Source organism: Candidatus Merdisoma sp. JLR.KK011 (assembly GCF_036941125.1).
GTDB lineage: Bacteria > Bacillota > Clostridia > Lachnospirales > Lachnospiraceae > Laedolimicola.
The window spans coordinates 782,841-802,225 of record NZ_JAYWSZ010000004.1 but is presented as its reverse complement, the minus strand read 5'-3'; the positions used below and the strand labels follow the sequence as shown (position 1 = coordinate 802,225).

Annotated in this window: 19 protein-coding genes; all 19 read left to right on the top strand. The window is 49.5% G+C overall.

The window, feature by feature from the left end:
- Positions 1-19: 19 nt before the first annotated feature.
- The 19 genes from VV089_RS17700 to VV089_RS17610 all read left to right on the top strand — a co-directional run bounded on the left by VV089_RS17700 (position 20) and on the right by VV089_RS17610 (position 18,889).
- Complete coding sequence (locus VV089_RS17700) at positions 20-676, top strand: SDR family NAD(P)-dependent oxidoreductase (protein ID WP_334336826.1); 657 nt, start codon at positions 20-22, stop codon at positions 674-676.
- Positions 677-828: 152 nt separating this feature from the next.
- On the top strand, positions 829-1,845 hold the full coding sequence (locus tag VV089_RS17695; RefSeq protein ID WP_334336825.1) for an alcohol dehydrogenase catalytic domain-containing protein: 1,017 nt from the start codon (positions 829-831) through the stop codon (positions 1,843-1,845).
- 27 nt (positions 1,846-1,872) lie between these two features.
- The gene (locus tag VV089_RS17690; protein WP_334336824.1) at positions 1,873-2,655 is read left to right on the top strand and encodes an IclR family transcriptional regulator; all 783 of its coding nucleotides are present in this window, start codon (positions 1,873-1,875) and stop codon (positions 2,653-2,655) included.
- Between the two features lie 94 nt (positions 2,656-2,749).
- On the top strand, positions 2,750-3,709 hold the full coding sequence (locus VV089_RS17685; RefSeq protein WP_334336823.1) for a C-terminal binding protein: 960 nt from the start codon (positions 2,750-2,752) through the stop codon (positions 3,707-3,709).
- A gap of 34 nt (positions 3,710-3,743) precedes the next feature.
- Positions 3,744-4,760 (top strand): 2-dehydro-3-deoxygalactonokinase, encoded by a 1,017-nt coding sequence (locus tag VV089_RS17680; protein WP_334336822.1) that lies wholly within the window; start codon positions 3,744-3,746, stop codon positions 4,758-4,760.
- A 296-nt stretch (positions 4,761-5,056) separates the two neighbouring features.
- Positions 5,057-5,968 (top strand): dihydrodipicolinate synthase family protein, encoded by a 912-nt coding sequence (locus VV089_RS17675; RefSeq protein ID WP_334336821.1) that lies wholly within the window; start codon positions 5,057-5,059, stop codon positions 5,966-5,968.
- Positions 5,969-6,004: 36 nt separating this feature from the next.
- On the top strand, positions 6,005-7,132 hold the full coding sequence (locus tag VV089_RS17670; RefSeq protein WP_172542012.1) for a TRAP transporter substrate-binding protein: 1,128 nt from the start codon (positions 6,005-6,007) through the stop codon (positions 7,130-7,132).
- Positions 7,133-7,209: 77 nt separating this feature from the next.
- Positions 7,210-7,695 (top strand): TRAP transporter small permease, encoded by a 486-nt coding sequence (locus VV089_RS17665; RefSeq protein ID WP_334336820.1) that lies wholly within the window; start codon positions 7,210-7,212, stop codon positions 7,693-7,695.
- Between the two features lie 370 nt (positions 7,696-8,065).
- Positions 8,066-9,358 carry a TRAP transporter large permease gene (locus VV089_RS17660; RefSeq protein WP_172542010.1) on the top strand — a complete coding sequence of 431 codons (1,293 nt, stop codon included), beginning with the start codon at positions 8,066-8,068 and terminating at the stop codon, positions 9,356-9,358.
- Positions 9,359-9,371: 13 nt separating this feature from the next.
- Positions 9,372-10,649: a lactate racemase domain-containing protein gene (locus VV089_RS17655; protein WP_334336819.1), complete on the top strand. Its 1,278-nt coding sequence runs from the start codon at positions 9,372-9,374 to the stop codon at positions 10,647-10,649.
- 171 nt (positions 10,650-10,820) lie between these two features.
- Positions 10,821-11,372 carry a type III toxin-antitoxin system ToxN/AbiQ family toxin gene (locus VV089_RS17650; RefSeq protein ID WP_334336818.1) on the top strand — a complete coding sequence of 184 codons (552 nt, stop codon included), beginning with the start codon at positions 10,821-10,823 and terminating at the stop codon, positions 11,370-11,372.
- A 121-nt stretch (positions 11,373-11,493) separates the two neighbouring features.
- Positions 11,494-12,492 (top strand): LacI family DNA-binding transcriptional regulator, encoded by a 999-nt coding sequence (locus VV089_RS17645; protein WP_334336817.1) that lies wholly within the window; start codon positions 11,494-11,496, stop codon positions 12,490-12,492.
- An 89-nt stretch (positions 12,493-12,581) separates the two neighbouring features.
- Positions 12,582-14,111, top strand: coding sequence for a sugar ABC transporter ATP-binding protein (locus VV089_RS17640; protein ID WP_334336816.1), 1,530 nt, complete (start codon positions 12,582-12,584; stop codon positions 14,109-14,111).
- Between the two features lie 49 nt (positions 14,112-14,160).
- Complete coding sequence (locus VV089_RS17635) at positions 14,161-15,102, top strand: ABC transporter permease (protein WP_334336815.1); 942 nt, start codon at positions 14,161-14,163, stop codon at positions 15,100-15,102.
- 50 nt (positions 15,103-15,152) lie between these two features.
- Positions 15,153-16,202, top strand: coding sequence for a sugar ABC transporter substrate-binding protein (locus VV089_RS17630; RefSeq protein WP_172542005.1), 1,050 nt, complete (start codon positions 15,153-15,155; stop codon positions 16,200-16,202).
- 116 nt (positions 16,203-16,318) lie between these two features.
- Positions 16,319-17,596, top strand: a complete 1,278-nt coding sequence (locus tag VV089_RS17625; RefSeq protein ID WP_334336814.1) for a M20 family metallopeptidase — start codon at positions 16,319-16,321, stop codon at positions 17,594-17,596.
- An 8-nt stretch (positions 17,597-17,604) separates the two neighbouring features.
- Complete coding sequence (locus tag VV089_RS17620; protein ID WP_334336813.1) at positions 17,605-17,754, top strand: hypothetical protein; 150 nt, start codon at positions 17,605-17,607, stop codon at positions 17,752-17,754.
- Positions 17,755-17,759: 5 nt separating this feature from the next.
- Positions 17,760-18,017 carry a PfkB family carbohydrate kinase gene (locus VV089_RS17615; RefSeq protein ID WP_334337594.1) on the top strand — a complete coding sequence of 86 codons (258 nt, stop codon included), beginning with the start codon at positions 17,760-17,762 and terminating at the stop codon, positions 18,015-18,017.
- Between the two features lie 80 nt (positions 18,018-18,097).
- Positions 18,098-18,889 carry a glutamine amidotransferase gene (locus VV089_RS17610; RefSeq protein ID WP_334336812.1) on the top strand — a complete coding sequence of 264 codons (792 nt, stop codon included), beginning with the start codon at positions 18,098-18,100 and terminating at the stop codon, positions 18,887-18,889.
- Positions 18,890-19,385: the final 496 nt, after the last annotated feature.

The following is a 19,385-nucleotide window of genomic DNA, read 5'->3' as shown; positions in this document are numbered from 1 at the left end:
TTGGAAGGAGTCAGATGAGATGATTTTAAGTGAATTTGAACTTTCCGGAAAAGTGGCGCTCATTACAGGCGGAGGAAGCGGAATCGGCGGAGGCATCACAAAGGGACTGGCAGAAGCAGGGGCTTCCATTGCTTGTGTGTACAACCGCCATGAGCCCATAGAGATGCAGCAGTATGTAGAAAGCATCGGCGGCGCATTTTTGCCCATCCAAGGGGATGTAAGTGTCATGGAAGAGCTGCCGGGTATCATACAGAAAGTACTGGATTGTTACGGACGCCTGGATATCCTGGTGAATAATGCCGGAATCTGTCCCCGGGCATCTGCCCTGGAATATACGGAAGAGATGTGGGATTCGATCATCCAGATCAATCAGAAAGCAGTATTTTTTCTTTCACAGCTGGCGGCAAAGCAGTTCCTAAAGCAGGGAACCCGGGGGAAGATCATCAATCTGGCCTCCATGCTGTCCTATCTGGGCGGTTTCAACACTACAGCCTATACGGCGAGCAAGCATGCCGTGATGGGACTTACAAAGGTTCTGGCAAGCGAATGGGGCGGCATGGGAATCAATGTAAATGCCATTGCCCCAGGGTGGATTAAAACGAATCTGTCCGCCGCCCTGCGCGCAGATCCAAAGAGAGATGCCAGCGTAAAAGCACGGATTCCTCAAGGCGACTAGGGAGAACCGGAGATGTTCAAAGGAGCCGCGGTATTATTGGCAAGCAGCGCAGGCGACTATATCAACGGCGTGACAATTCCGGTTGACGGCGGTTATCTGACAAAATAGCAGTTGATGCACAATACCAGAAAACCGTAAAGGAGGTGATACGAGTGAAAGCGCTGATTTTAGATAAGGCGAAGGAGTTTCATTATGAGGAACGGCTGTATCCTAGGTGTGGGGAAGGCACGGTGACGGTTCGCATGGACGCAGTATGTATCTGCGGTTCCGATGTGCATGCCATTCTTGGCCGCCAGCCGTTGTTTTCTTTTCCAAGGGTAATCGGCCATGAGGCTGCCGGCACCGTTGTTGAGGCAGGAGAGGGAGTTTCGGATCTGAAGGAGGGAGATCAAGTATGTCTGATGCCGTGCATTTCCTGTAAAAAGTGCAGGGCATGTGAGAAGGGACAGACGAACGCCTGCAAAAGCCTGGAGCTATACGGGGTACATCGGGACGGAAGCCTGCAGGAGTATCTGAACGCACCGGCGGAGAACTGGATAAAGATATCCGGGGATGCCAGGCCGGAAGAAATCGCGATGCTGGAGCCGCTCACAATTGGATGCCATGCAGCTGCAAAGCTGGGGCTTAAGCCGGGAGACCGGGTGCTGGTAATGGGGGCCGGCCCCATTGGCGTAAGCTGCGCCCTAAATGCAAAAACATACGGGGCGGAAGTGATACTGGCAGATACCAGTGCGCAGAGAAGGAGGTTCGTGTCGGAGCAATTCGAACTTGATGTTTTAGACCCGGTAAGCTATGATTATAACAGCACAATCCAACGCATAACCGAGGGACAGCTTTTTGATGCAGTAGTGGATACGACAGCTGTGAAATCTGTGATGGAAAATGACTGGCGTCAGATTACACAGGGAGGGAAGCTTGTATTTGCAGGCATCTGTAAAGGCGTGCTGGAGATACCGGGAGAGGAGTTTCATATGAAAGAGCCCTCCTTATTTGTGACAAGGAATTCAACAAAGGCAGATTTTGAGCGCGTCATAGATTTTTGGAAGCAGGGGATTCTTTCTCCAGGGGATTTTATTACACATAGGACTTCTTTTGAGGAAGCGGGAACAGAGCTGCTAAAGTGGACGGCCCAGGGAGCGGATGTTTTTAAGGGAGTTGTGCGTTTTTGAGAACGGGATGGAAAAGAGGAGAACCGGATGAGTACAGGAAGAGATTATACCATTCATGCAGTTCAAAATGCACTGAGAGTATTGAAGCTTTTTAAGGATAAGCCGGAGATGACCTTGTCCGAGCTGAGCCTGACGGCGGGAATCGGCAAGAGCTCCATGCTGCGGATTTTATATACGCTGGCCCAGGACGGATTTGTGAGCTATGACGCAGAGACACAGAAGTATTCTCTGGGTCTGGAGCTTTACTGCCTGGGAAAGCAGAAGTTCGAATCCCTGGATCTGCGTAAGATTGCCGCCAGATATCTTCAGAAGCTTTCCGATAAAAATGATATGATCTGTTACCTGGGACTGAGGGACAATGACATTCTGATAATGGTTGAAAAGATTGTTCCAAGCAGAGTGCCGGCCTGGACGCAGCTCCTTGTACAGAGAGGGGAAACCAGCGAGCTTTATTCCACCGGGATCGGGCGTTTGTTTCTGGCTCAGGACAGTCCTGACGAGATAGAACGGTATTTCAAGAATGTAAAGCTTCAGAAGTTTACGGAAGACACGATTGTAGACAAAGAAAAACTGAAAAAGCTCATTTTTGAGGCCGGGGAAAAGAGGTATTCTTATAATCTGGGCGAGAATGAAGTGCATGTATGCAGCTTGTGCGCGCCGATTTATGATTTGAGCGGCAGAATGATTGCCGGAATCAGCTTGTGCGGCATGCAGGACATCCTTTTCGGGGAAGAATATGACAGCTATCTGGAACAAGTGACGAGCACGGCAAAAGCGATCTCAAAAGAGCTTGGTTTTGCTGTGGATTAAGCTTTTTTACTTTAAGCCTGTAAAGCAGGTTTAAATTTTATCCACTTAATAAAACTTAGTTTTATACAATAAAACACAAGGAGCAGAAAGTATCATGAAAGCGGTAATTACAGATTATTACTATGAGAGCCTGGAACAGGAAAAGAAGGTGTTCTCGGACAGCGGTATCGAGCTTGAGGCATACCAATGTAAGACAGAGGAGGAAGTCATCCGGGCGGCTGGGGATTGTGACGCTCTGATCTGTCAGTTTGCACCGATTACGGCAAAGGTTATCCAGGCTCTGCAAAAGTGCCGGGTGATAGTGCGGTATGCCATCGGTGTAGATAATATTGACCTGGAAGCGGCCGGGAAAAAAGGGATTTATGTCTGCAATGTGCCGGATTACAGTCTGGACGAAGTGTCCAATCATGCAGTTGCGCTGCTGCTGGACTGCGCAAAGAAGCTGACCTATCTGGCGGGACAGGTAAAAAGAGGGGAGAGCAGCTATACCGTTGTAAAGCCTTTGTTTCGTGTAGAGGGTAAGACCCTTGGACTTGTAGGCTTTGGCAGGATCCCCCAGCTTGTGGCAAAAAAGATGGCCGGCTTTGGTGTAAATATCATTTCCTATGACCCTTTGATGAACCTGGAAAAAGCGGAAAAGCTTCATGTGAGGCCGGTGGAGTTTGAGGAGCTGCTGAAGCAGAGCGATTATATCAGCGTGCATTGTCCGCTGAATGACGGAACTTATCATATGTTTGACCGGCATGTATTTGGCAGGATGAAAGAGGGAGTTATTTTTATCAATACGGCAAGAGGCGCAATCGTGAAGGAGGAAGATCTGGTGTGGGCCCTGCAGAACAGACGGATTGCCATGGCTGGAATTGATGTGACAGAAGTAGAACCCATTCCGCCGGAGCATCCGCTGCTGCAGCTGGACAATGCAGTTGTCACCCCCCATACGGCGTGGTATTCCGAGGAGGCGGTGGCCAGTCTCCAGCTGAAGGCGGCACAGGAGGCGGCCCGGGTGCTGGCAGGAGAGAAACCGAAGAATCCGGTAAACCATCCTCAATTTTAAGGCGGAGAGCTTTAGAGCATAGAAAGGAAAGAACATGTTTGCAGTAATTGACAGCGGAACGACCATGACACGAATCTATATTGTGGATCAGAACAAGAATATTGCTGCTTCCGGGCGCACAAAGGTAGGGGTGCGTGATACCTCCATTACAGGAAGCCGCAACAAGCTCCGCAGAGGCGTGGAGGAGCTGTTTTTCCGGGTATTGGAGGAACATAAAATTGCGGATAAGGATGTGGAATTCGCAATTGCCTCGGGCATGATTACTTCGGAGGTGGGACTGATTGAGATTCCCCATCTGGTGGCGCCTGCAGGTTTAAAGCAGTTGACGGAAGGGATTGAGAAGGTAGAGGATCCGGCGGTTCTCGATATTGGGCGTCCGATTTATTTTGTGCGCGGCGTGCGCAACCAGTATCCGGAGGCGAAGATACAGGCGCTGCGGCAGGTGGATTTTATGAGGGGCGAGGAAGTGCAGTGTATCGGCATTATGAAAAGCATGAAGCTTGCATATCCCTGCAATTTTGTAGCTCTATCCTCCCATACCAAGGTAATGTATATCAACGAAAAGCAAGAAATCGCTGCCAGCAGTACGACCATCAGCGGACAGCTGTTTGAAGCAATCTGCAATTCCACCAACATAGGAAAGAGCCTGGTTCCGGTGGAGGGCGAGGAGCCGGGGGGCTATACGGAGGAAGAACTCATCGAAACCGCAGCCAGCTGCGTGCGGCATGCCGGGCTTGCCCGCACTATGCTGATGCCGCGCTTTATGCAGGTGCTGATGCATACGGACGGCCATGAAAGAGAAGTGTTCATGGACGCGGCAATTGCGGCGGACGACCTCAATGCCTTCCGGGAATTGAGAGAGCAGGGCTATAGAGCGGAGCATTACGTCCTCTATGGGCATGAGAGCCGCTGCAGGATGTATGAGTATATGCTGAAAAAGGAATTTGGCCCGCAGACAGCCATTGACATTATTTATGAAAAGGAAGAGCTGGACAGGCTGACCGTAACCGGCTCCATAGCAGTGGCTCTGGAGCAGATTAGGAAATTATAAAATGGAACTGGAAATTCTTCTGGAAGAGGATGTGCAGGATAGGCTCTGCGGAACTGGAAAATAAACAGCAGAGCCCATCCTGCGCATAGAAGGATTTACGAACGCAGGTTTTTGCGGTCGGAAATTCTTCTGGAAGAGGATGTGCAGGATAGGCTCTGCGGAACTGGAATAGAAACAGCAGAGCCCATCCTGCGCATAGAAGGATTTACGAACGCAGGTTTTAGCGGTCGGAAATTCTTCTGGATCAAGATGTGCAGGATGGGTTCTGCGGAACTGGAATAGAAAGGAGCAGAAAAATGTTTCAGATGTATGGGGTAGTGCCTCCTATGATCACTCCGTTTTGTGAGAATGGGAAGGTAGATTATGAGGGATTAAAAACACTGGCGGGATTTCTGTCAGAAGAGGTGGACGGCCTCTTTATCAACGGCTCTTACGGCGGAGGCGTATTGATGACAGAAGAAGAGCGGAAACGGGTGGCTGAGGTTACGGTCAATACGGCCGGAGGCAGAGTGCCGGTTATCGTACAGGTGGGCACGGCGGATTCTTTAAGCGCCGGGCGGCTGACAGAGCATGCAGTGCAGAACGGCGCGGCAGCAGTGGCTTCGGTGGGGCCCTTTTATTTCAAACACAATAAGGATCAGCTTCTTTATTATTTTGATGCCCTTGTGAAGGCTGCGAAAGGGCGCGCGCCTGTTTACGTGTACAACAATCCGCAGTTCCAGGGTTATATGATGGATTTGGATGTCATTTCTGATTTGAAGGAAAAGACGGGGGTAAGCGGAATCAAAGATGCAACCTTTGACATTCAGATGATGGCCAAGTACATGCGGCTGCTAAAGAGCGATAGCTTTGACGTGGCCCTGGGAACAGAAGCCATGTGGCTGCCTGCCTGCGTGCTGGGATGCAAGGCCTTTATCCCCGGAATCGCCAATGCGTTTCCGGAAATCTGCCGCAAAATGTTCAGGGAAGGTATAGAGGGGGATTATGAGGCATGCCGAAAGACCCAGTTTGAGGTAAATGAGATGCGTGAGATTATGTACCTGGCGCGCTCCACCCAGCTGGCAATCTATGCCATGCTGGAGATTCGGGGGATTCTGAAATGTTACCCCCGCGCACCGTTTATTCCGGCAACGGAGGAAGAAAAAGCGCAGATTCGCGGACGCTTAAAGGAGCTTAGTCTTCTTGGAGGCTCTTACGAATTATCTTGAACTTAAAAATGCATTTATAAATAAAGGAGGATTACTATGAAAAGACGTATTGTACTGGCACTTACTGCTGCGATGATCCTGGGGCTTACGGCCTGCGGCAGCTCACCGGCTTCTGACCAGCCAAAAGAGCAGGAAGAAGTATCGCAGCAGCCGGAAACGGAAGAGGAAAACGCTTCTGACGAACAGGAGGCGGCGCCGGGGGAGACACCTGTTACCATGAAGCTGGGCTGGGCCGAGACGGCGGAGCGCAGCGGACACGCCCTTTCCGAAGCGGCTTATACCTTCAAGGAGCAGGTGGAGGAGCTCTCCGGCGGTACGGTTACCGTTGAGCTTTATCCGGCAGCCCAGCTGGGAGACGCCAGCAGTATGCTGACACAGGTAGAATCGGGGACACTGGAAGCCTGCATGAGCATCAGCAACGGCCAGTTTGCAACATCCTATTATCCGGACTTGGGATTTTTAGATATTCCTTATTTGTTTGAATCCGGTGAAGAGGCATATGAATTGCTGGATCCGGAGGGGGAATTTTTTGCAAAGCTGCAGGCTGATATTACAGAGAAAACGGGCATCCGTCCGCTGGTATTTTTCAATGAGGGACTGCGCCATATTACCAACTCCAAAAAACCGGTTCTGACACCGGAGGATCTGAAAGGGCTTAAGATTCGTACTATGAATGTGGCGGCACATATGAAAATGTTTGAAACCCTGGGAGCACAGCCTACAAATGTCAGCTGGAACGAACTTTATACGGCGCTGCAGACGGGAGCAGTGGAGGGGCAGGAGAATCCCATTGCCAATGCAGTTTATATCAGCGCCTGGGAAGTACAGAAGTATATGACCTTGGACGGGCATGTGTGCCTTTGCGGATTGTTCTGTATGAATGAGGACTTCTACGGCTCATTATCTGATGCACAGAAAGCTGCGGTAGATGAAGCTGCCCGGAAATCACTGGAAGCAGAGTACGGCATGTATAAGGAAAAAGAGGCAGAAAATCTGGCCTTGCTGAAAGAGAAGGGGCTTGAGGTTACAGAGCTTAGTACGGAGGAGATTGATGCATTCCGCCAGGCGTGCCAGGGAGAGGTTCTTGAGTATCTGCGTACCGTTATGGATACACCGGAACTGCTGGATGAAGCCATGGAACGTGTGGAAGAGATCCGCAGATAAAAAGACTTCTGCAAATAAAGGCAAGGGGACTGCTGCCTTATGGTGCGGCAGCCCCCGTACAAAAGAAAGGAATCAGAATGGATAAATATGCTGCTTTTGTAAAAAAGGCTAATCAGCTCCTGCTTGGTATCGGAATCCTTTTTCTGCTGGCTGCCGTAGTGATTACAGCTGTACAGGTATTTACACGTAATGTATTTTCCACCTCTTTTACCTGGGCAGAGGAGATTACCCGTTATATGGTGATCTTTGCAGTTTACTTTGCATCCGGAACGGTTGTTTATATGGATGCCAATGCAAGGGTAGATATTTTTTACAGAATGTTTTCCAAGAAGATGCAGTGCATATTGTCCTGCGTTTTCTATCTGCTGACGGCTGTTTTTCTGGTTGTGATGGGATATTACGGCTATATTTATGTGGCGCGTAATATGACAATCTGGTGCGCCTCCGTCCGGATCCCCTGGGCAGTTCCCTTTTCTGCATTGATAATCGGCGCTGGGAATATGCTGCTCCAGGTTCCGGTAAAAATGTGGCAGAGCATCAAAGAAATGAAAGGGATGGAGTGAAGGCTTGAACTTTGCGGAACTGGAAAATAAACAGCAGAGCCCATCCAGCGCATAGAAGGATTTACGAACGCAGTTTTTTGCGGTCGGAAATTCTTCTGGATGAAGATGTGCTGGATGGGCTCTGCGGAACTGGAAAATAAACAGCAGAGCCCATCCAGCGCATAGAAGAATTTACGAACGCAGTTTTTTGCGGTCGGAAATTCTTCTGGATGAGGATGTGCTGGATGGGCTCTGCGGAACTGGAAAATAAACAGCAGAGCCCATCCAGCGCATAGAAGGATTTACGAACGCAGTTTTTTGCGGTCGGAAATTCTTCTGGATGAGGATGTGCTGGATGGGCTCTGCGGAACTGGAATAGGAGGTTGAAGGAATGAATCCGCTTGTTGCTGCATTGATAGTATTTGCTGTTTTAATGTTTTTGGGCATGCCAATCGTATTTGTAATGGCTTTTTCCAGTCTGAGCTATTGCATTGCGGCAGGAAAGCTCATGTTTCTGATGGTTGTGATAGAGAAAATGTTCCGGGGCATGGACAGCTTTGTGCTGCTGGCGATTCCGATGTTCATCATGTGCGGAGAGGTTATGAACCGGGGCGGCATTACCAGGGCGATAGTACGGTTTTCAGATCTCTTGATTGGACGGGTGCGCGGCGGACTGGCATATGTCAATACCCTTGCCAGCACATTTTTTGCCGGGATTACCGGATCCGCCCTTTCGGACATTGCCTCTCTGGGATCGATTCTGATTCCTTCTATGGAAGAACAGGGCTTTGACAAGGATTTTTCCTGTGCGGTTACGGCGGCGACTGCAATTCAGGGCCCCTTGATTCCGCCCAGTATACCGGCAGTGCTGGTGGCCTCTGCAACAGGGCTTTCCACAGGAGCGCTGTTCTGGGGCGGCGCAGTGCCGGGAGTTTTGATCGGACTGGGGGCTGCGGCTGTTATTTTTGTAAAAGGTCGTTTTAGAGCATTTCCCAAAAGGACGGAGAAGATTCCCCTAAAGGAAGCTGTCCGGGTAATCGTCAGCTCTCTTCTTCCGCTGATGACGGTTGTTATTATTCTGATAGGTATGAACAGCGGTATTTTTACGCCTACGGAGGCTGCGGCGGTGGCGCTGGCTTATGCGCTGCTTATTACCACCTTGCTTTACAACCGGATTTCCTTAAAAGAGTTCTATGGGATGTGTCAGAATGTATTGATTCAGACGGCTGTGATTTATCTCATCATTGCAGGAGCAACCACATTTTCCTATGTGCTGGCTATTGAGAATGTCCCGGCCCGTCTGTCTGCTCTTCTGGGCGCTTTTTCTGACTCTACAGCGCTGGTGCTGCTTCTTATCAACGTGATTCTTTTGGTCTGGGGAATGTTCATGGATACGGCGCCGTCTATACTGGTGCTGGTGCCGATCCTGTATCCGGTTGCAGCGGCTGCCGGTATCAATCCCGTTCACTTTGGCGTGATTGTCGTAACAAACCTGATGATTGGGATGCTGACACCGCCTTTTGGAATGGCATTATATACCACCCAGTCCGTAGGAAAATGTGCCATGGTAAATCTGATTCGGGAGGTACTGCCGTTTTTGATTGTAGATCTGGTGATTCTTGTGTGCATCAGTGTGTTCCCGGATCTGGTACTGGGGCTTCCGAGAATGTTCGGTTTCATATAAAAAGGAGATTTTGATGGGAGTTATTGCTGAACTGCTAAGGGATGTGGAGATCCCGGGATTTTATAAAGTGAGAAATCACATGGAGGATACCCATACGGAGGACGCGGCGCAGGCAGTGCGTGAAGCATTGAAGCGGGAGGGGACGCTGGAACGGATTCGGGCAGGCAGTACGGTATGCTTTTCGGCATCCAGCCGTGAGATTGCAGGCAGCGCTGTGATCCTAAGAACGCTGGCGGAGGAGGTGAAGCGCATCGGCGCGGTGCCTTATATTGTACCGGGGATGGGCAGCCACGGAGGAGCCTCTGCCGAAGGCCAGAGAGCCATTCTTGAGCATTATGGAATTACAAAAGAGGCCTGCGGCTGTGAGATTGCGGCCACAATGGAAACCGGCCATGTGGGATATACGCCGGAGGGGCTGGAGGTGCGCCTGGACGCGTTTGCGTTATCCTGCGATTATATTGTACCTGTGGGGCGGATTAAGCCCCACACGGATTTTCGGGGAAGCTTTGAGAGCGGCATTATGAAGATGCTGGCAATCGGCCTGGGCAAACAGCACGGCGCGGGTATCTGCCATCAGCAGGGAATGGCGCAGATGCATAAGAATGTGCCGGCTTTCGGCCGCTGCTGTCTGGAAAACTGCAGCATTCCCTTTGGGGTGGGAATCCTGGAGAATCATTATCATCAGACCTATGCCATTCATGCAATACCGTCGGAATACATAGAGGAAGAGGAGCCCAGACTGCTTGAGAAGGCGAAAGAGCTGCAGGCAGGGATTCCCTTTGACAAGGCGGATGTGCTGATCCTGGAGCAGATTGGAAAGGATATCAGCGGCTGCGGCATGGATACCAATGTAGTGGGACGCTCCTGTAGCTGGACGGAGAAGCCGTTTTTACAGAGAATCGGGGTGCTGGATCTGTCGTCAAAGTCGGGGGCTAATTTTATGGGCATTGGAAATGCAGATGTTACCACCCGGCGCGTGCTTGAGAAGGCATCCTTTGAGGAGACGTATCCCAACGGCATCACGGCAAGGACGGTCTATTATATGAAAATGCCGCCTGTTATGGAAAATGACAGGCTTGCTCTGGCCTTTTGTATACAGACTTGTTTAAGTCAGGGCGGGCCGGTGAAAATTGTATGGGCAAAGGATACGCTGCATCTGGGGGAATTCTATGTGTCGGAGAGCATGATAGAGGAGGTGCGGAAGAATCCGGCGCTGTCCACAGACGGACAGCTTTATGAATTGGATTGGGATGAGGAGGGGAATTATAAAGGGTTTTTTTGTTTTTGTTGACATATTTCTCACAAAAACATATAATAATATCAGAGATGGGAAACCATCGTCAGGAGAGTTCCTGCCAGATAGTGGAAAACTTTATATTCGGGAGAGTTCCTGCCAGACAGTGGGAAACTTTAAAATCGAAGGGTGATCGCTATGATCACCCTTTTTGTGTAGGAGATTCGAATGAGCGAATTAAAATTATATGAAATATCCGAGGAATACATTTCATATATCAGCACCATTGAAAAAAATGTTTTTTCCTCAAAAGAAAATGATCGAAACCATACGCGGAAATATCTTGGCATTGTATACAGCATTAACGGATATCATTACTATATTCCGCTTTCTTCCCCTAAAAATTCTGATTACCGGATGGAAAATGGAATACAGAAGATCCGCAGGAGCATTATTCCCATTATCCGCATTACTTCCAAATCCTCATCCGGAGAACTGGAATTAAAGGGGACATTAAAGCTGAGCAATATGATTCCTGTTCCTGCATCGGAATTAACCCTGTATGATATGGAATATGAACCCGACTTATCCTACAAGGCCCTCATACATAAGGAAATGCTTTTTATCCGTAAAAATAAAAACAAGATCATCCAGAATGCCAAAATTCTTTATAAGCAGAAAAAGGAAAACAATTCTGCTATAGGATACTTGAAAAGTACCGTTGATTTTTCATTACTTGAACAGATACACGATAAATTTATTGAAAAGAACGGTAGTTAGCAGTTAAACCATACCAGAACAAAGAAAACATGGACAATTTCATGTTGACTTTTCAAAAATCCATGGTATACTTTTACTAAAAGATATGTAAAAACGTTACGACATAGAAAGATGATCAAAAGTGAGCGCAACAATCAAAGACGTGGCGGATTACGCCCAGGTTGCCGTATCAACGGTTTCACGAGTAATTAACAATAAAGACAGAGTAAGCCAGGAAACAAGGGATAAGGTATATGAGGCAATCGAAGCCCTGGGATATGTTCGGAACAATCTGGCCGCATCCATGAAAACAGGGGCAACCCACTTTATCGTGATCGTAGTCCCCGACATTCGAAATGAGTTTTACACCTCTGTGATTCGGGGAGTTGAATCCGTAGCCAGTCCAAGGGGATACTATACCCTTGTTTACACCACCAACGAGCTCTACGAAAAGGAGCAGACGGTTTTTGACGGAGAATTCAGCCATCTGGTGGACGGAATGATTCTCGTTCCGGCCAAGACAGATTACACCTTGTATCAGTGTACAAAGCCTACGGTTATCATTGACCGGGAGATACCCGGCAGCGATATGTATTCCGTGTGCGTGGATAATTACAAAGGCGCCGTTCTGCTGATGGAGGAGCTGATTCGTTTCGGCCACAGAAAAATTGCCATTATTTCCGGACCCTTGAAGTTCAACATCGGTATCGATCGTATGAACGGCTACAAGGATACCCTGAGACGTTATCATATTCCGGTGAGGGAAGAATATATATGCGTGGGAGAGTGGTTCGAGGAGGACGGCTATCATCTGACGAACCAGCTGCTGCAGCTTGCGGATCCCCCCACGGCCATTCTTGCGGCAAACAACCTTACCTGCATCGGAAGCGCAGAGTGTCTGTGCGACCGCGGCATGGTCATTGGAAAGGATATATCATTGGTGGGCTTTGACGATTCCGTTGTGGCGCGCTATCTATATCCCGGCATCACCTGCATCCGCCGGGCAACCAGCGAGATGGGGGAGATTGGAGCCGAGATGCTGCTTGCTATCCTGAACGATCGGAAAGGGAATATTAAGAAAAAGAAGCAGATTTTAGATGTTGAGTTAATAGAGCGGAATTCTGTCGCAAAAATTGAATAAAAAAGGAGGGCTGGTATTTTTTTACCTTTTGTAAAAACGTTTCGACAACGGAAAATCAAGCATTTTCATAAGAAGAACAAGGAGGCGCTATGGATCGAGAAAAAGTATTGAGCGTGGAAAACATATCTAAGACCTTTCCGGGAGTGAAGGCTTTGAACAACATCAGCCTGGATTTGTACAAAGGGGAGGTGCTGGTGCTTGTGGGAGAAAACGGCGCCGGAAAGTCTACCTTTGTAAAAATTTTGTCCGGGATATACATGGCTGACGAGGGAGGGAAAATGACCCTTGACAAAGAAGCGTATATCCCAAAGGGAATCAGAGATGCCAATGAAAAAGGAATCTACATTATCCACCAGGAATTAAATATGATTCCCGACATGACCATTACGGAAAATCTGCTTCTGGCAAAGGGATTTCCCAAAAGAAAAGATTTCAAATGCTTCGTGGACTGGAAGGAGGCCCACAGGCAGGCCCAGTCAATCATCGACCAGATGGATCTGAAATACGATCTCCATGCAAAGGTGGAAACCCTAAGCGTTGCCGGACAGCAGATGCTGGAGATTTCAAAGGCCATCAGCCAGGAAAATGCCAAGGTCATCATTATGGATGAACCGACTGCATCCATAACAAGCCAGGAAGTGGACAAGCTGTTCGAATACATCCAAAGGCTTAAGGAGAGAGGCATCAGCATCATCTATATCTCCCACCGCCTGGAGGAGATCAAAAGGATAGGCGACCGGATCCTGGTACTGAGGGACGGGACCTATGTGGGAGAAAAGGAAGCGGCAGCCGTAGATATAGACGAGATGATCCGCATGATGGTGGGAAGAAACGTGACCCAGTACTATCCCAAGAGCGGGCACAAAGCAGGAGCTCCGGCTCTGGAGGTGGAGAATCTCAGCCTGCCAAGACTTGTGAAGAACGTAAGCTTACAGGCGAGAAAGGGCGAGGTGCTGGGCATCGGAGGGCTGGTAGGCGCAGGGAGAACAGAACTGGTAAGGGCTATATTTGGCGCAGACCGGATGGTATCCGGACGAATCCTTATTAACGGCAGTCCGGTAAAGCTTTCCAATCCAAAGCGGTCCGTAAAACACAAGATTGCTTTTCTGACCGAGGACAGAAAACGGCTTGGACTTTTAATGGGACAGAGCATCTGGTCTAACGTGGTAATCAGCAGCTTTTCAAAGCTGGGCCGTTTCGGCTTCCTTACAGAGGGCAGAGCCGTAAAGGTAACGGAATATTATAGGGAAAAGCTGAAAATCCGGATGCCCTCTTCCAGGACGCTGATTGAAAACCTGTCGGGAGGAAACCAGCAGAAGGTGATCTTTGCCAGGTGGCTGTTCAGTGATTCGGATATTTTTATCTTTGACGAGCCCACAAGAGGAATCGACGTGGGAGCCAAGACCGAGATGTATGAGCTGATTGACCGGCTGGTGCTGGATCAAAAGACTGTGATACTGATCTCTTCCGATATGATGGAGCTGATGGGAATCAGCGACCGGATAGCCGTTATGAGCAATGGCACTCTGACCGGAGTACTGGAAAGAAACGACTTTACACAGGAAAAAATTATGGAGCTGGCGCTTAAGGGATACCTGGAAAGCGCAGAACAAGAATAAAAGCTGGTGTGCGAAAGGAACTGCTGCAAAAGGGAAATGGAGGACGGATATGAAGTTAAATCTTAAAAGTTTTATGGAGAAAGCGGGCTCATTACTGATACTGCTGATACTGATCATTTGTATGGGACTGGTCTCACCCAAGTTTTTTGCGCTGGATAACCTGAAGAACATCGGGATCCAGGCGTCTGTCAATGTAGTATTATCCATCGGGATGCTGATGGTTATTATTATCGGAGGTATTGATCTGTCTATCGGGGCGGTCCTGGCTCTGGCAGGCATTGTCTCTGCGTATCTGATGAAGGCGAGTTGTCCCATTTTCTGGGCAATGCTTATTTCCTGCTTTGCAGGCGCAGCCCTGGGAGCGGTCAACGGCTTCATCGTTACCTATATGAAGCTTCCGCCCTTTGTGGCCACCCTGGGTACAACGGGAATCTTCCGGGGCACTGCTCTTCTGATTACAAACGGGCTTCCGGTTTCACAGCTTCCGGAAGCTGTGAGGGTGATTGGGCAGGGAACCTTTATCGGGATTCCCAATCCCATCGTGATTATGATTTTTACGGCGGTTGTCATTCATATTCTGCTGGTGTACACCTCTTACGGGCGCAGCCTGTACGCCATTGGCAGCAACTATGAGGCAGCCCGGCTGTCCGGAATAGCAATCAAGCGAAATACCATGCTTACCTATACCATCGAGGGCTTCCTGGCAGCGGCAGCCGGAGTTATCCTTCTGGGAAGGCTTGCGGTAGCCCAGCCCAATGCGGCAGCCGGCTATGAATCCAACGCCATTGCGGCAGCGGTAATCGGAGGAGCGTCCTTCTCCGGAGGCCGCGGATCGGTGAAAGGCTCTCTCATTGGCGCGCTGATCATCAGCGTTCTCAACAATGGCTTCACGCTGCTTGGGCTGAACTCTTTTGTACAGCAGATTGCAATCGGCGTGGTGGTAGTCCTGGCCGTTTTTGCAGATATCCTACAGAGGGAAAAGGTCAGCTGACCTTTCTCATAGAAAAAAGGAAACCCACAGAGAAAAAAGGAGGAACGAACATGAAGAAAAGGTTGACAGCAGTAATTTTAGCCATGTCTATGGCGGCCGCCGCACTGGCCGGCTGCGGTTCAAAGGCGGAGGCGCCGGCGCCGGGGGCAGATACGGAGCAGACAGAGGAACCCACAGCAGAGAATACAGATGATGCGGCAGAGCCGGCCCCCGCTGAGGAGACAAAGGACGGTCCGACAATACAGATGATTGTAATGTCCATAAACAGCGAATACTGGCTGAACGTACAGGCAGGCTCCCTGGCAGAGCTTGAGAAGAGCGGCGGAGAATTGATTTACACAGGCCCCAGCCAGGACGGAGATATCCAGGGCCAGATGGATCTGATGGAAAATGCCATATCCAGCGGAGTTGACGGCATCATTCTGATTCCGGTTGATTCGGACGCTCTGGTTCCCTCTGTGGAGAAGGCAGAGGATGCAGGAATTCCCGTGGTTGTAGTAGACGGCCCCGTAAATACGGATAAGGTTACCTCATACATCGCCACAGACAATGAGGCAGGCGGACGGCTTGCAATGGAAACGCTTATAGAGCTTATGGGCGGACAGGGGAAGGCAGTTGTAATCAATGCGCTGGCCGGCATTCCCTCAAACGACGGCCGGGGCATCGGTGCGGAAGCGGCAGCGGCTGAACATTCCGGAATCGAGCTGCTGGAGACTTTAAGAGGCGCAGACCAGGCAGCAGCTTTGTCCAACACAGAGAACATGCTGACGGCAAATGCGGACGTCGCAGGTATCTTTGCAGCTTACGACAGAGGTGCCATCGGTGCGAGCCAGGCTCTGATTAACGCAGGCCTTGAGGAGAGCGTGCATGTGGTTGCCTTTGACGCAGCGGCGGACGAGATTCAGTATCTGGAAAACGGCGTCATTGACGCGCTGATTGTACAGCAGCCTTATGAAATGGGAAGATTGGCAGTAGAGTATATTAATCAGGCTCTCGCAGGGGAAGAGGTTCCCCAGGAGGTGGCGACCGACGTTGTTGTGGTAACAAAAGAAAATATGAATGATCCCGATGTGCACAAGGTTCTTTATCCCCTTGAGTAAAGCTCTTATCAATCACGGATTAACGTGTTTTTCTGACAATGGGGCTGTCGGAAAGTAAGGCAGCCCTGTTTCTAAAGTATCTGAGCGTATTTGAAGGCTGGAACGGAGGAAGAGCCATGGAATATATCATAGACAGGATAAGAGAGTGCGTAGATAAGAACCGGAAGGAATACATCGGTTTTCTGAGCGAGTATATACAGAAGGATTCCACGAATCCTGCCCTGGGCGAAAATAAGGCGCCTTTTGCATGCCATCTCTGGATGCAGAAGAAGCTGGAAGAATATGGGATTTTTGACAAGGTTGATTTCTGGAAATCGGGAAATGATTTTTCAAATGTTGCGGCAGTCAGCGAGGGAGAGGGAGAACCCCTTCTGTTTGCAGGACATACGGATACGGTTCCGGTAACGGAGCTCCAGAAGGCGGAGTGGAGAGAGGATGCCGGCCCCTGGTCCGGCGCAGTAAAAGAGGGAAAGATATACGGCCGGGGGGCGTCTGACATGAAGGCAGGATGCGCAGCCCCCTTGATGGCAATGCACGTACTGCACAAATTGGGCGTCAAGCCGAAAAGGCCGCTGTATTTTACTTATGTGATGTCAGAGGAGAACGGAGGCCGGGAATTCGGCGTAGACAGTATCATCGAAAGAGGCTATTTTGCAAAGGAATGCATTGTGATGGAGCCTTCCAACGACCTGGCTGTCGTACCGGCAATCCAGGGGGAGTTTTATTTTACAATTGAGGTGCAGGGACTAAGCTATCACATCGCATCACGCCACCATACTCTCTATCCCCATGGTTATCACGTGAAAAATGTTCCAGGAAAGAATGCCATTGAACTTGCCATTGAGTTGATTGGAGAGCTTCAGAAGCTGGAAAAGGAGCTGGGGCAGTATGCGAACCATCCGCTGACGGAATGGGGGTCTACTACCATCAATTTCTCCGGAATTGAAAGCAAGGGCATTTTTTCGGCAGGAGCAGAGAAATGCAAGATCACAGGAAGCATGCTGTATAATCCGAGCATTTCCCAGGAGGAAGCGTTTGCTTATTTTAAAGGAGCCGTTAACCGGGCAGCAGAAAGAAGCTTCTGGCTTAAAGAGCATCCGCCGGTTGTCACGATTCCCTATCTGCTCTCAGCCAAGCCGCCTGTCAATGTGGAGATGGAACATCCTTTATGCAGACAGCTTGCAGAGGCGGCGAGGGCCTTCGGAAGGGAGCCGGTCTATGAGTCCTGCTTAAGCACGTCGGACGCCAATTACCTGCAGGATCACGGGATTGCTGCCATTACCATGGGACCGGGGTCCAATGAATACGGAGTTCACGGGGTAAATGAATATGTGCCGGTAGAGGTTTATCTGGAATCCATAGCCAGGTATGCGTATTTTTTAAGTAAGCAGTAAGAGACACTGTGAAAAAGAACATTCTCGAAGAGAAAGGCAGGGCGGATATGGGAAAACCAATTGTTGTATTCGGAAGCTTTGCGGTAGATCTGATCAGCCGCACAGACGGCATGCCGGCGCCGGGGTATTCCAGGATAAGGGCGTTCGGAATGTCGTGATTACAATGGGAGCAATGGGTGCATATGCCGATGACGGAGAAAAGAGGGAGCTGCTGCCATGCATGAAGACGGAAGCAATCGATACCACAGGGGCGGGAGATGCGTTTAACGGCGCTTTTGCCACGGCTCTGTCGGAAGGAAAGGATATCTTTGAAGCAATGCGTTATGGAAATGCGGCAGGCGCATTGGCGGTAACGAGACAGGGGACGGCTCCGGCCATGGCCCTGCGCAGTGAGATAGAAAAGCTGCTGGAGGAAAGCTGAATCTGGGCGTCTCCTTGTTCGCAGAGAGTTTCGGCTTCAGCGGTAAACTATGAAATCAGAAAGGGAAGGATAGGGATATTATGTCAAAGAAGGTATTATTTGTAGGCGAATCATGGACAGCCACCGTGACAGAGGTGAAGGGATTTAATTCTTTTTCAGCCTCTAAGTATGAGACGGGTCTTGGATGGATTGATAAGGCCATTGAAAAGGCTGGATATGAATTTGTATATATGCCAAGCCACATTGCGGCGGATCAGTTTCCGTTTACCATGGAGGAGTTAAAAGAATATGCGTGTGTAGTGCTGTCGGATGTGGGTGCGGATACGCTGCTGATTCCCACGGAAACATTTACCATGGGGAAAAGATTTCCAAACCGCTGCAGCCTCCTTAAGGATTATGTGCTGGAGGGAGGATCGCTTCTGATGATTGGAGGCTATATGACCTTCAACGGAATCGGGGGACAGGGAAAATGGTGGGCCACGCCGGTGCAGGACGTTCTTCCGGTGCAGCTTCTCACCTGTGATGACAGAATGGAGCACTGCGAAGGGGTATCGGCGCAAACGGAGGCTTCCGAGCATCCTGTTTTAAAGGGGATCACTGGGGAGTGGCCGCCGGTTCTGGGATACAATAAAAGCATTTTAAAAGAAGGCGCAGAGCTTGTGGCGACGATCTGCGGCGATCCCTTTATTGCATTCGGAACGTATGGAGAAGGCAGAAGCGGTATCTTTTCCAGCGACTGCTCTCCCCACTGGGCGCCGAGGGAGTTCTGCGACTGGGAAGGCTATGATGTGCTGTTTGGGAATATGATAGATTATCTGGTAAAGTCAAATGTTCGTGCAAGTACGGTGCTTGGCTCATTGCTCGCAGAATAGTTGTGCGTGAACAGTAACAGAAAAAGGGGAGCGAATTGGATAACCGCTAAAAAATGCTTGCTGCACTTTAAAGATTGTGGTATATTGAACATAAAGAAGGACACCTGCGTCAACAGATGCCCAACAGGCGTTACCGATAGACGGTTAGCCCAACATATGCTAAACAAAAATGGCCGCTTAGTTTGCTAGACTGGGGCGGCTATTTCTGTGTCTTGTTACTATCCTTACCGATAGAGTATCCTATTCCAAAGCAGGTCAAGCCAAAGCTTAACACCGCCATAAGTCCTAAAATATCCATTGGCTCAGCCCTCCTTTCTCCAGATTCCCTTGTGGGTTTCTATGTAATCGGAGGGTCACAGTCCCTCCGGAGAGGGCTAACCGCCTACCATCTTGGTATTCCCAGATAAATACTACCATAATTCGACAGGAACTTCAATTTGATTTTTCACTGTTCGCTGTACGATATAGTTTAAGTGTGACCTATTTAATGCAGCTA